At 69.4% G+C, this 12,329-nt stretch carries 11 protein-coding genes; all 11 read left to right on the forward strand.

All coding sequences use genetic code 11. The features are described from left to right. Positions 1-117: 117 nt before the first annotated feature. The 11 genes from ahpF to AvAM_RS24325 all read left to right on the forward strand — a co-directional run bounded on the left by ahpF (position 118) and on the right by AvAM_RS24325 (position 12,327). Positions 118-1,695 carry an alkyl hydroperoxide reductase subunit F gene (gene ahpF / locus AvAM_RS24275; RefSeq protein ID WP_137749476.1) on the forward strand — a complete coding sequence of 526 codons (1,578 nt, stop codon included), beginning with the start codon at positions 118-120 and terminating at the stop codon, positions 1,693-1,695. 415 nt (positions 1,696-2,110) lie between these two features. Next, a complete protein-coding gene (locus AvAM_RS24280) occupies positions 2,111-4,231 on the forward strand; it encodes a TonB-dependent hemoglobin/transferrin/lactoferrin family receptor (RefSeq protein ID WP_375708170.1) in 2,121 nt (706 codons plus the stop codon). A 48-nt stretch (positions 4,232-4,279) separates the two neighbouring features. Continuing rightward, positions 4,280-4,636, forward strand: coding sequence for a hypothetical protein (locus AvAM_RS24285; protein ID WP_137749477.1), 357 nt, complete (start codon positions 4,280-4,282; stop codon positions 4,634-4,636). Beyond that, entirely contained in the window at positions 4,633-5,760 is a 1,128-nt protein-coding gene (locus tag AvAM_RS24290; RefSeq protein ID WP_137749478.1) for a hemin-degrading factor, read from the forward strand. Before AvAM_RS24285 ends, AvAM_RS24290 begins: the two co-directional genes overlap by 4 nt. Continuing rightward, entirely contained in the window at positions 5,750-6,661 is a 912-nt protein-coding gene (locus AvAM_RS24295) for a hemin ABC transporter substrate-binding protein (protein ID WP_249368379.1), read from the forward strand. The genes AvAM_RS24290 and AvAM_RS24295 overlap by 11 nt, the downstream gene beginning before the upstream one ends. After that, positions 6,658-7,770, forward strand: a complete 1,113-nt coding sequence (locus AvAM_RS24300; protein ID WP_137749479.1) for an iron ABC transporter permease — start codon at positions 6,658-6,660, stop codon at positions 7,768-7,770. The genes AvAM_RS24295 and AvAM_RS24300 overlap by 4 nt, the downstream gene beginning before the upstream one ends. Continuing rightward, positions 7,767-8,618 (forward strand): heme ABC transporter ATP-binding protein, encoded by an 852-nt coding sequence (locus AvAM_RS24305; RefSeq protein WP_137749480.1) that lies wholly within the window; start codon positions 7,767-7,769, stop codon positions 8,616-8,618. Before AvAM_RS24300 ends, AvAM_RS24305 begins: the two co-directional genes overlap by 4 nt. A gap of 171 nt (positions 8,619-8,789) precedes the next feature. Next, entirely contained in the window at positions 8,790-9,143 is a 354-nt protein-coding gene (locus tag AvAM_RS24310) for a hypothetical protein (protein ID WP_137749481.1), read from the forward strand. A gap of 180 nt (positions 9,144-9,323) precedes the next feature. Beyond that, positions 9,324-10,601: a TolC family protein gene (locus AvAM_RS24315; RefSeq protein WP_137749482.1), complete on the forward strand. Its 1,278-nt coding sequence runs from the start codon at positions 9,324-9,326 to the stop codon at positions 10,599-10,601. Between the two features lie 35 nt (positions 10,602-10,636). After that, positions 10,637-11,209, forward strand: coding sequence for a hypothetical protein (locus AvAM_RS24320; protein WP_137749483.1), 573 nt, complete (start codon positions 10,637-10,639; stop codon positions 11,207-11,209). Further along, complete coding sequence (locus AvAM_RS24325) at positions 11,206-12,327, forward strand: efflux RND transporter periplasmic adaptor subunit (RefSeq protein WP_137749484.1); 1,122 nt, start codon at positions 11,206-11,208, stop codon at positions 12,325-12,327. Before AvAM_RS24320 ends, AvAM_RS24325 begins: the two co-directional genes overlap by 4 nt. Positions 12,328-12,329: the final 2 nt, after the last annotated feature.

Genomic DNA, 12,329 nt, shown 5'->3' on the forward strand with positions numbered 1-12,329 from the left:
TTTTTTACGCCCGTACTTCGCCGTATTCCGCCTTTTCTCAGGCTCCGTTGCGGTTTCAAGGTTGCCAAAAGCAGCCCCAGACCCCAACCTATAAATCGAAATTCAAAGGACACCACCATGCTCGACGAACAACTCAAGACCCAGCTTTCTGCCTACCTGGAGCGCGTGCAGCAGCCTTTTGAGCTGGTGGCGTCCCTGGACGACAGCGACACCGCCCGCGAGATGCGCGAGCTGCTGACGACCATCCAGTCCCTGCGCAGCGACAAGATCACGCTGCGCACCGACGGCAACGATGCGCGCAAGCCCTCGTTCAGCCTGCAGCGTGTGGGCGCCACCAACAGCCTGCGTTTTGCGGGCCTGCCCCTGGGCCATGAATTCACCTCGCTGGTGCTGGCCCTCTTGTGGACCGGTGGCCACCCGCCCAAGGTTGAGCCCGAGGTGATCGAGCAGATCGCTGCGCTCGAAGGGGACTTCAACTTCGAGGTCTACATGAGCCTGACCTGCCACAACTGCCCGGACGTGGTGCAGGCGCTGTCGCTCATGGCCATCGTCAACCCCCAGGTCAAGACCACCGTGATCGAAGGCGGCGCCTTCCAGCAGGAAGTGGCCGACCGCGAAATCATGGCTGTGCCCATGGTGTTCCTCAACGGCAAGGTGTTCGGCTCGGGCCGCATGTCGGTCGAAGAGATCGTGGCCAAGCTCGACACCGGCGCCGCCGCCCGCGACGCCGCCAAGCTGTCGGCCAAGGCACCGTACGACGTGCTCATCGTGGGTGGCGGCCCCGCTGGCGCCGCAGCCGCCGTGTATGCCGCCCGCAAGGGCATCCGTACTGGCGTGGCGGCCGAGCGTTTTGGTGGTCAGGTCAACGACACGCTGGCCATCGAGAACTACATCTCGGTGCTCGAAACCGACGGCCCCAAGTTTGCCGCCGCACTCGAAGCCCACACCCGCGCCTACGACGTGGACATCATGAACCTGCAGCGCGCCGACAAGCTGGTCCCTGCGACCGAGCCCGGGGGCCTGATCGAAGTGCAGCTGGCCAACGGCGGCACGCTCAAATCCAAGACCGTGATCCTGTCCACCGGTGCCCGCTGGCGCAATGTCAACGTGCCCGGCGAAGCCGAGTACAAGAACAAGGGCGTGGCCTACTGCCCGCACTGCGACGGCCCGCTGTTCAAGGGCAAGCGCGTGTCCGTGATCGGTGGCGGCAACAGCGGCGTGGAAGCAGCCATCGATCTGGCTGGCATCGTGGCGCATGTCACGCTGATCGAGTTCGCCGACCAGCTCAAGGCCGACGCCGTGCTGGTCAACAAGCTCAAGAGCCTGCCCAACGTGACCATCCACACCAATGCGCAGACGACCGAAATCACCGGCGCCGACGGCAAGGTGAACGGCCTCAAGTACAAGGACCGCGCCACCAACGTGGAGCACACCGTGGCGCTGGAAGGTGTGTTTGTGCAGATCGGCCTCGTGCCCAACACCGAATGGCTCAAGGGCACGGTGGAGCTGTCGCGCTTTGGCGAAATCATTGTCGATTCGCACGGCCGCACCAACCTGCCTGGCGTGTTTGCAGCGGGCGACTGCACCACGGTGCCGTTCAAGCAGATCGTGATCGCAGCGGGCGAAGGATCGAAGGCCGCGCTGAGCGCGTTCGATCACCTGATCCGCATGCCGGTGGTGGCTGCGGCTGTGTGATATTTCAAGAAAAAATGGCTGCCTGCGCGCAATGGTAGTGCGCTGATAGCTATCAAAAGATGAGCGGCTGACTGCGTGGAGTGGTCAGCCGCTTTGTTTTTGTGATGCGCCCAATTGTTGGTTTTTATTGAGAATTATTCTCATATAATAAACCCCATCAGCCAGCCACAACGGCCCCTTCTGCTGCCCGCAGAAGCCCGGTCCGTCTGCATGGAGCCAGCTCTGTATTCGTTGTCGTTTCAGAGAAGGACTTCCCTCCGTGGCGCAGGCATTCCGTTCCCCTTCGTTTTCCTCCCGGCGCGCACAAGCGCACGCCTCCGATCAATGGCTCCAAGGCCGTCTGCGGCCACTCACATGGCTGGTGGCCTGTGCATGTGCGGCCATTGGCAGCGCGCATGCGCAAGATGCGGCCCAATTGGTAGCTGCAGGACCGGTACTCAAAGAGGTGGTCATCAGCGGCTCGCGCAGCGAGCAGGACCGCGACGAGCTGCCCATGAGCATCGACGTGATCAACGCGCAGGCCATCGAAGAAGGCCAGGTGCGCGACATCCGCGACGTGGCGCGCGAGCTGCCCAATGTGTCGGTCACGCGCTCGCCCGCACGCTTCTCGCTGGCCAGTGGCTCCACGGGGCGCGAGCAAAACGCGGGCTTCAACATCCGGGGGCTGGAAGGCAACCGCGTGCTGATGATGGTGGACGGCATGCGCCTGCCGCGCAGCTATGTGTTCAGCGCCAATGCCTTTGGGCGCGACTACCTGGACATCGGCCTGCTGCAGCGTGTGGAGGTGGTGCGTGGCGCCACCTCGGCGCTGTATGGCTCGGATGGCATGGCGGGCCTGGTCAACTTCATCACGGCAGACCCTGCGGCCTTCCTCGAAGGCGACAAGCGCATCGGCGGCCGGGTCAGCCTGGGGTATGACGGCGACGAAAGCGACAAGCGCGTGGGCGCCACGGTGGCGGGCAAGGCGGGCGACACGGTGCAGTGGCTGCTGGGCGGCAATGTCACCCGCGCCCGTGAGCTGGACAACATGGGCACCAACGATGCCGCCAACGCCGACCGCACCCAGCCCAATCCGCAAAAGGACAAAAGCGCCGCTTTGTTGGGCAAGGTGGTGGTGACGCCCGGCGGCGGCCAGCGCCATGTGTTCACGCTGGAGCAGGTGGACAAGACGTCGGACTACGAACTGCTCACCGCGCGCTCCAAGCCGCCGCTGGCCGCCACCTCGGTGCTGGGCTCCACCTCATTCACCGACATGCAGCGCAGCCGCGCCACCTGGGAAGGATCGTGGCGCGTGAACACAGCCTTTGCCGATGATGTGAAAGCCACGCTGAGCTGGCAGGACGCCCATTCGCGCGAGTACATCACCGAAGACCGCAACACCGCCGCCGACCGCGTGCGTGACGTGACCTATGACGAGCGCACCTGGCAGGCCAACCTGCAGGGCAGCAAGGTGCTGCGCAACGGCGGGCCGTGGGTACAGAAGATCACCTACGGGCTGGACCACACCTCCGCCAAGGTCGAGAACCTGCAGACCGGCGTGACGCCGCCCACGGGCGAGACCTTCCCGCTCAAACGATTCCCCGACACCACCGAGACCAGCACGGCCCTGTATGTGCAGGACGAGTTCGTGACCGGCCCCTGGAGCATCACGCCCGGCGTGCGCTTTGACACCTTTCGTATCCAGGCCGACCAGGCGGGCTTTGGCGCGCAGGCCGTGTCGCTGTCGGGCAACGCCACCTCGCCCAAGTTGGGCGTGCTGTACCGCGCCAGCGAGCAGTGGAGCGTGTTTGGCAACTACGCAGCGGGCTTCCGTGCGCCCAATGCAGGGCAGGTCAACGCCTTTTTCGAGAACCCGGTGGGCAACTACCGCACGGTGCCCAATGCCAACCTCCAGCCCGAGAAGAGCCAGAACTTTGAGCTGGGCGTGCGCGGGCGCATGGAGCGCTTGTCCATCGAGGCTGCAGCCTTCACCGGCCGCTACAAGGACTTCATCGAGGACCTGCGCCAGGTCAGCGGCACGGGCGCACCGGGCAACCCGCTGGTGTTCCAGTCGGTCAACATCGGCCGCGTCAAGCTCAATGGCTTTGAGGTCAAGGGCGACATGCGCTGGGGCCATTGGGCGGGGGGGCAGTGGAGTTCTCCGTTTGCCTATGGCCAGACACGCGGCCGCGACACTGCCACGGGCAAACCCGTCAACACCGTGGACCCATCGCGGCTGACAGCGGGCCTGCGCTATGACAGCGGCGGCTGGATGGCGCGGCTGGACATGACCCACAGCGCTGCCAAGAAGGCCAGCGATGTGACGGTGGCCACGGGCAGCACGCAGTTCCTCACGCCGTCGTACACGGTGCTGGACCTGTCGGCCCAGTGGCGCATCCGCAAGGACCTGCGCCTGAACGCAGGCATCTACAACCTCACCGACAAAAAACACTGGCGCTGGGCCGACGTGCGCGGCCTGGCCGCCAATGCCAGCTTCATCGACGCCTACAGCCAGCCGGGCCGCGCCGTGCGCGTGTCGCTGGTGGCGGATTTCTGAGTCACCTCCCTAGGCACCTTTTCAGGCACTTCATCAAGGAGACAGTTCATGAGCCATGCCCCTGACACGCCCGATACGCCCATGTCCGGCGCCCATTGCGACGAGGAATACAGCCTGCCCTGTGCCGAGGCACTGCTGGCGGGCACCCTGGCGCTGATGACCGGCTATGTGCAGGCCTGCTGCGACAGCCACCGCGACGCCATGGGCCGCAAGATCGCGGCCAACCTGCAGATGCTGGCCGATGCCGCGGGCTTTACGCCGCATTTCCGCACCGTGGTCTGGAGCCTGCAAAGCCGCTGGGAGCAGCAGTGCAAGGCGCGCCAGGACGTGGCCGCCAGCGCCGCGATGGTGGCTGCCGAACAACGCCGCGTGCTGTGGCACACCGCGCCGGAGGCCGTGCAATGAATGCCGCTGTGACGAGCCACCCCAGCGTGCCAGCCCACCCGCCGCTGGCCGCGCCCGACATCCGTGCGCAATTTGCCGCAGCCCGCGCCGCAGGCCAGCGCGCCAAGGACGCCGCCGAGGGCCTGGGTCTGTCGGAGGGCGCTGCCGTGGCCGCCCATGCGGGCGAGCACAGCCACCCGCTCAAGGCCGTGCCGTTGCAGGGTTCGTGGCTGGAGCTGCTGCAGGCGCTAGAGGCCTGCGGCCCGCTGATGGCGCTGACCCGCAACGAGAGCACGGTGCACGAGAAGACCGGCGTGTACACGCACGTGTCGGCCACCGGGCCGGTGGGCATTGCGCTGGGCGAGGACATTGACCTGCGCCTTTTCTTTGCGCAGTGGCATGCGGGCTTTGCGGTGACCGAACTGACCAACGGCCCCGCCAAACCGCCATCGCGCAGCCTGCAGTTCTTCAACGCCCATGGCCGGGCGGTGCACAAGGTGTTTGTGCGCGAGGCCACCGACCTGGCAGCCTTCGACGCCGTGGTGCAGCGCTTTGCCTTGCCCAGCGCGGGCTATGTGTTCGGCCCCGCGCCGGAGGCAGAGGCAGCAAGGCCCGATGCCGACATCGACGCCGATGGCCTGCGCGAGGCCTGGGCGGCCATGCAGGACACGCACGAGTTCTTTGGCCTGACCAAAAAGTTTGGCGTGGAGCGCCAGCAGAGCTTCCGTTTGGTCGAAGGCCAGTTTGCCTGGCGCGCCGCACCGCAGGCCGTGGTGCGCCTGCTGGACGAAGCGGCGGTGGACGGCCTGCCCATCATGGTGTTTGTGGGCAGCGGCGGCTGCATCCAGATCCACACCGGGCCGGTGCGCAATATTCAGCCGCTCGATACGCCGCGTGCGCAGTGGATCAACGTGCTGGACGAGGGCTTCAACCTGCACCTGCGTACCGACATGGTCGCCCACGTGTGGGTGGTCGAGAAACCCACGGCCGATGGCGTCGTTACCTCGGTCGAGGCCTTTGACCACAGCGGCGAGCTGATGGCCATGTTCTTTGGTGCGCGCAAGCCCGGCAAGCCCGAGCTGCAGGGCTGGCGCGACCTGGTGGCACGCTTGCCCGGCGTGCAGGAGCTGGCCCATGCTGCGTGATCCGATGGCTGTGCAAAGTGGGGTGCACGCTGGTGTGCGCAGGCAACTGCTGCGCAGTGCGCTGGCAGCCCCCTTGCTTTCCGCCCTGGGTGGCAGCGCTGCCTGGGCCGCCACCCCGGCCCGGCCGCCGCGCATCGTCTCGCTGGGCGGCGCGTTGACAGAGGTGGTCTACCTGCTGGGCGCCCAGGGCCAACTGGTGGGCACCGACACCACCAGCCTGTTCCCCGAGGCCGCGCTGCGCACCGCCAAGGTTGGCTACATGCGCCAGCTTTCGGCCGAGGGCTTGCTCTCGCTGAAGCCCGATGCCGTGGTGGGCACCACCGAGGCCGGGCCGCCCGTGGTGCTGGACCAGGTGCGCAGCGCTGGCGTGCGTGTGGAGCTGGTGCAGGCCGACCACACCTGGGACGAGGTGCGCCGCAAGGTCAGCACCGTGGGCCGCGTGGCGGGCCGCGAGCGCGAGGCCCAGGCCCTGCAGGCCGAGCTGGACGCGCAGTGGGCGGCGGTGAACAAGGTAGTGGCTGCTGCCACCCGGCGCCCGCGTGCGCTCTTCATCCTGTCGCACGGCGGCAGCCCCATGGTGGCGGGCACCGGCACGGCGGCCGATGCGCTGATTCGCTTGGCGGGCGGCACCAACGCCATCACGCAGTTTGCGGGCTACCGGCCCCTCACCGCCGAGGCCATGGCCAGCGCGGCGCCCGAGGTGCTGCTCAACAGCACCCAGGGCATTGAGGCGCTGGGCGGCGAGGCGGCGTTTTGGCAGCGGCCCGAACTGGCCCTCACGCCCGCCTTTCGCCGCAAGGCGCTGGTGACCATGGAGGCCAGCCACCTGCTGGGCTTTGGCCCGCGCCTGCCCAGCGCCGTGCGCGAGTTGCACACCCGCATGCTGGCGGCCCTGGCGTGAGCGCGGTTCCGCTGCCACGGCGCGGCCCACGCGGCCCGCACCGCCTGCGCCTGGCCCCAGGGCGGCTGGCGCCGCGCACCGCCTTGCTGCTGGGGGTGGTGCTGGTGCTGCTGGCCCTGGTGTGGGCGGCCACACGCGGCGCTTACGCCATCGCACCCGCCCAACTGGTGCACATGCTGGGGCAGATGCTGCTGCAGGCCCTGGGCCTGGCCCCGGCGGCCGAGCCCGCGCCCGAATACCTGGTGTTCATGAACATCCGCCTGCCGCGCCTGTGCATGGGCGTGGCCGCTGGCGCGGGCCTGGGCTTGGCCGGGGCGCTGATGCAGGGCCTGTTCCGCAACCCGCTGGCCGACCCCGGACTGGTGGGCGTGAGCAGCGGCGCCGCGCTGGCTGCGGCTGCCACCATCGTGCTGGGCAGCCACTGGCTGCCCGACATGCCACGCACCCTGGGCAGCTGGGCGCTGGTGACCACGGCCTTTGGCGGCGGCCTGCTGGTCACGGCGCTGATCTATGCGCTGGCGCAGGCCGACGGCGGCACGCGCATGGGGCTCATGCTGCTGGCTGGCGTGGCGGTCAATGCGCTGGCGCTGGCGGGGCTGGGCTATCTCAATTTCATCTCCACCGACGAGCAGTTGCGCAACCTTCAGATGTGGCTGCTGGGCAGCCTGGGCGGCGCCCGCTGGAGCGCCGTGCTGCTGGTGAGCGGCGTGGTGGCCGCCGCCTGCGCCATGGGTCTGGCACTGGCCCGGCCGCTCAATGCCATCGCGCTGGGCGAGGCGCAGGCCGCGCTGTTGGGCGTTCCGGTGGAGCGCACCAAGCGCCTGGCGGTGCTGGTGACCGCGCTGGCAGTGGGTGCCGTCACGGCGGCGACGGGCATCATCGGCTTCATTGGCCTGGTGGCGCCGCACTGTGTGCGCCTGGTGGCCGGGCCGGACCACCGCGTGGTGCTGCCGGGCTCGGCCCTGCTGGGCGCCGCGCTGGTGCTGGTGGCCGACGGTGTGGCCCGCACCATCGTCCAGCCCGCCGAGTTGCCGCTGGGCGTGCTAACCGCGTTCATCGGCGTGCCGCTGTTTTTGGCCATGCTGCGCCAGTTCAGGAGCAAGGTATGAACGCCGTCGCTGCTGCCAACGCCACGGTGGCCACGGCCAACGCCAACGCCGCCGATCTGTTGGTGTGCGACCAGTTGGGTGTGGGCGTGCCCGGCAGGCCCTTGCTGGCCACCGTGCATACGCAGTTGGCGGCGGGCCGCGTCACGGCCATCCTGGGACCCAACGGCGCAGGCAAGTCCACGCTGCTGGCCATGCTCTCGGGCCAGCGCGCACCGCGCTCGGGCCAGGTGCGGCTGGGCGGGCGGCCCGTGTCTGGCCACAGCACCCCGGCCCTGGCCCGCCAGCGCGCCGTGCTGCCGCAAGACACGGCGGTGGCGTTTGACTTCACGGTGCAAGAGGTGGTGGAGATGGGGCGCTTTCCGCACCGCCAGCAGCCCAGCCGCCACGAGGCGCTCATCGTCGGCCAGGCCATGGAGGCCACGGGCGTGGCCCACCTGGCCGGGCGCAGCATCAACACCCTGTCGGGCGGCGAACGCGCCCGCAGCCACTTGGCCCGCGCCCTGGCGCAAATCTGGGAACCCCTGCCCGATGGCGCCCCCCGCTGGCTGCTGCTGGACGAGCCCACCGCCGCCCTTGACCTGGCCCACCAGCACCATACGCTGGCCCTGGTGCGCCGCTGGGCGGTGGAGCAGGGCGTGGGCGTGGTCGCGGTGCTGCACGACCTGAACCTGGCCCTGCGCTACGCCCACGACAGCCTGCTGCTCGCCCCCTGCCTGCCAGGCCCGCGCAGCATGGACGCCACCATCCGCCTGCTGACCCCCGCCACCATCGCGCAGGTGTGGGGTGTGCACAGCACGCCGGTGCTGGCGGCCGACGGGGTGCCGCAGTACCTGGTGGCGGCGCAGTGAATGGCATTTCTGTAGTCAAAATGGCCTCTGCCGCGCTATGGGTCTCAAAGATTGCTATAAAAAGTGAAGCATCTGCATGGTGTGCCTGTGCAACCCACCGGGCTAGGCCCCTCAACCCGTCAGGCTATCTGGCGGGACGGGTGGCGTGGCCTGCTTAGAATCCCGCTGCCCATGCGCCGCTTGCTGCTCGTCTTTCTGTTGGTGTTCATGCCGCTCCAGTCCATCTGGGCGGCGGCCTCGCCCTATTGCGGGCACGAGTCAGCGCCGCAGGCATCGCACTTTGGCCACCATGTGCACGAGCACCATGGCGATGAAGGTGCCGACCATTTGGCCCCGGCCACCCCCAGCACCCTGGCCGACATGGACTGCCATGCCTGCCATGGCGCAGGCAGTGGTTTGGCGCACAGCGCCAGCGCTCAGGCCATCTTGGTGGCCGTGGCGCACCCACCGGGCCAGGGCGTACCCGCTTGGCCGCCCGCACCCCTTACGCGCCCCGAACGCCCCAACTGGTCCTTCCTCGCCTGAGCGGCGAGGCGGGGGCTCGGGTGGCCCCGTTTCTTTTCCTGATGCTGTCGGAGACCTGCCTTCCCTGGCAGTAGCGGTGCGCGTCTCGCTGTTAGCGTGCATGCACCGCTGACCGTCCCCTTCATCCATCGCGCCTCGCCGATTTCAACCTGTGGCCCCTGGCCACTGCAGAGGAATCGGATGCAACCAACGAACTATCGACAACACACGCCCACCGCCGCACTCGCGGCCATGGCGTTGGGCTACGCACTGCTGGGCAGTGCCGCACAGGCCCAGCCCACCCACCCCGGCACCGCGCCGCTCACCCTCCAGGCCCTGTTTGACCAGGCCTGGCAACGCCAGCCCGAAGCGCAGTCTGCAGCTTTGCGGCGCGAGGCCGCGCAGGCCACACGCAGCGCGGCGACTGCCTGGACGGCCGAGCCCATGGCGCTGGAGCTGTCCACCAAAACCGACCGCCCCGGCAGCAACCAGGGCAGCCGCGAAGCCGAGGTGGGCCTGGCCCTGCCGCTGTGGCTGCCCGGCGAGCGCGCCCGCAAGGCGGCCTTGGCCGACGCCGAAGTGCAAGCGCTGAGCAGCCGCCAGCGCGCCGCGCAGCTGCAACTGGCCGCTACCGTGCGCGAAGCCTGGTGGGCGGCACAGCGCGCGCAGGCCGACTGGGCCCTGGCGCAAGACCGGCTGCTGAACGCCCAGCGCCTGGCCGCCGACGTGGCGCGCCGCGTGCGTGCGGGCGACCTGTCGCGCGCCGACCAGGCGCAGGCCGACGGCGCCGTGGCCCAGGCCGAAGCCGCCGTGGCCGAGGCCCAGGGCGCGCGCGACGCAGCGCAGGCGTCGCTGGCAGCTTGGGGCATCAAGGCCGTGCCCGACTTAGCGCTGGCCGACGCGGCGGAGCCCGAGCCCGCCGTGCCAGACGCCACGGCAGCCGCTGCCCAGCACCCCGCAGCAGCCGACTGGCAGGACCAGGCCGAGGTGGCCCGCCGCGCCGCCGACCTGGCCGCCGTGCAGACCCGCGCCAACCCCGAGCTGAAGGTGGCCGTCACGCGCGGACGCGAGCAGGCAGGCGACCGCTACCAACAGACCTTCACCGTGGGTCTGCGCGTGCCTCTGGGTGGGGGTGACCGGGCACAGGCCAAGCAGGCCGCTGCCCGCGCCGAAGCCCTGGCCGCCGAGGCCCGCGCCGCTGCCGAGCGAGACCGGCTGGCCGCCGACATCGCCGCCGCCATGGCCCGCGTCAAAGCCACCCAGGCCCAGCACGACGCGCTGGCACGCCACTTGGCGTTGGCGCAGGGCACACGCGGCTTTATCGACAAGGCCTTCCGCCTGGGCGAAGCCGACGGCCCCACGCGCCTGCGTGTGGAGCTGGAGGCCGCCCAGGCCGAACGCCAACTGGCCCGCGCCCGCATCGATGCTGCTGCCGCCGTCTCCACCCTGCGCCAGGCCCTGGGCCTGCTGCCGCAATGACGCCCTTGGGGCATCCACCACTTTTGATGATCACCATGAAACGCTCTTCCACTTTTTCTACCCTGGGCCTGGCCCTGCTGCTGGGCCTGTTGCCGCCCACCGCGCTGGCGGGCCCAGGCCACGACCATGGCGAAGCCCCCGCTGCCGCAGCGGGCACGGCCCTGCCGCGCTTTGCCGCCACCTCCGACCTGTTTGAACTGGTGGGTGTGCTCGACGGGCCAAAAATCGCGCTCTACCTGGACCACGCAGCCGACAACCGCCCCGTGAAAGACGCCCGGCTGGAGCTGGACATTGCAGGCACCAACGTGCCTGTCACCCGCGTGGCCGAGGGCGAGTTCCAGGCCACCCTGGCCGCCCCGCTGGCCGAGGGTGTGAGCCCCGTCACCGCCACCGTGGCCGCAGGCAGCGACACTGACCTGCTGGCTGGCGAGATCGACCTGCACCCCGCCGCTCACACCGATGCCGCCCCCACCGGGCTGGCCCGCCGCACCGCGCTGATGGCAGGCGCCGCAGCCGCCGTGCTGCTGGCGCTGGTTGCCGCATGGCGCCTGCGCCGGGGCCGTGCGGCCCGCATCGGCAACCCCCAGCGCGTAGGAGGTGCCGCATGAAGCGATCCACCCCCATGTCTTCATGGATGGCCCTGCTGCTGGCCACCGCGCTCAGCGCCCCCCTGCAAGCCCTGGCAGGCCCTGGTCACGACCATGGCGACGCGCCGCCAGCACCCACCAGCAACGGCCCCAGCCGCCAGCCCGATGGCAGCGTGTTTCTACCCAAGCCCGCGCAGCGCCAACTGGGCGTGCGCACTCTGGTGACTACCGCCGGGCAACACGCCAAGGCCTTTGAGCTGGCGGGCACCGTGGTGATGGACCCCAACGCAGGCGGCAAGGTGCAGGCCGTGCTGGCCGGGCGGCTGGAGGCCGGGCCCAAGGGCCTGCCCGGTGTGGGCCAGGCCGTGCGCAAGGGCGAGGTGCTGGCCTATGTGGTGCCCACGGCGGGCGCCATTGAACGATCCAACCAACTGGCCCAGCAGGCCGAGCTGCGCGCAGCCCGCGACCTGGCCGCCCGGCGCGTGGCGCGCCTGACCGAGCTGGCCGACACCGTGCCGCGAAAAGACATCGAGGCTGCCGAGAGTGAGCTGCACAGCCTCACCCAGCGCCTGGGCGCCGTGGGCGCGGGCCTGGCCACACGCGATGCGCTGGTGGCCCCGGTGTCGGGCGTCATCGCATCGGCCAACGCCGTGGCGGGCCAAGTGGTGGATGCGCGCGAGCTGGTGTTTGAGGTGGTAGACCCATCGCGCCTGCGCATCGAGGCCCTGGCCTACGACACCGCCCAGGCGCACAACGTGGCCGGTGCCACGCTGGCCGTGGGCGGGCAGCGCGTGCCGCTGCGCTTTGTGGGCGCGGCGCGCAGCCTGCGCGACCAGGCGCAGCCGCTGCAGTTTGCGGGCGATGCGGCTGCGCTCGGCACCTTGGCCTTGGGCCAGCCCGTGCGCGTGTTCGTGCAGTCCACCGACAAGGTCGATGGTGTGCAGGTGCCCGCCGCCGCGCTGCTGCGCAACCCGGCCAACCAGACCATCGTGTGGGTCAAGGAAGCGCCCGAGCGCTTTGCGCCACGGGTAGTCACGGCGGTGCCGCTGGATGGCACCTCGGTGGCCGTGACCTCGGGCCTGCAGCCCGGCGACCGCGTGGCCACGCAGGGCGCTACGCTCATCAACCAGGTCCGCTAAGG

This window comes from Acidovorax sp. NB1 (genome assembly GCF_005405905.1).
GTDB lineage: Bacteria > Pseudomonadota > Gammaproteobacteria > Burkholderiales > Burkholderiaceae_C > Acidovorax.

What these genes read in the sequence shown, in the direction of transcription:
- AvAM_RS24325 (WP_137749484.1), top strand. Translation starts at nt 11,206, where the DNA reads ATGAAGCGATCCACCCCCATGTCTTCATGGATGGCCCTGCTGCTGGCC.
- AvAM_RS24310 (WP_137749481.1), top strand. Translation starts at nt 8,790, where the DNA reads ATGCGCCGCTTGCTGCTCGTCTTTCTGTTGGTGTTCATGCCGCTCCAG.
- AvAM_RS24305 (WP_137749480.1), top strand. Translation starts at nt 7,767, where the DNA reads ATGAACGCCGTCGCTGCTGCCAACGCCACGGTGGCCACGGCCAACGCC.
- AvAM_RS24295 (WP_249368379.1), top strand. Translation starts at nt 5,750, where the DNA reads ATGCTGCGTGATCCGATGGCTGTGCAAAGTGGGGTGCACGCTGGTGTG.
- AvAM_RS24320 (WP_137749483.1), top strand. Translation starts at nt 10,637, where the DNA reads ATGAAACGCTCTTCCACTTTTTCTACCCTGGGCCTGGCCCTGCTGCTG.
- AvAM_RS24315 (WP_137749482.1), top strand. Translation starts at nt 9,324, where the DNA reads ATGCAACCAACGAACTATCGACAACACACGCCCACCGCCGCACTCGCG.
- AvAM_RS24285 (WP_137749477.1), top strand. Translation starts at nt 4,280, where the DNA reads ATGAGCCATGCCCCTGACACGCCCGATACGCCCATGTCCGGCGCCCAT.
- AvAM_RS24290 (WP_137749478.1), top strand. Translation starts at nt 4,633, where the DNA reads ATGAATGCCGCTGTGACGAGCCACCCCAGCGTGCCAGCCCACCCGCCG.
- ahpF (WP_137749476.1), top strand. Translation starts at nt 118, where the DNA reads ATGCTCGACGAACAACTCAAGACCCAGCTTTCTGCCTACCTGGAGCGC.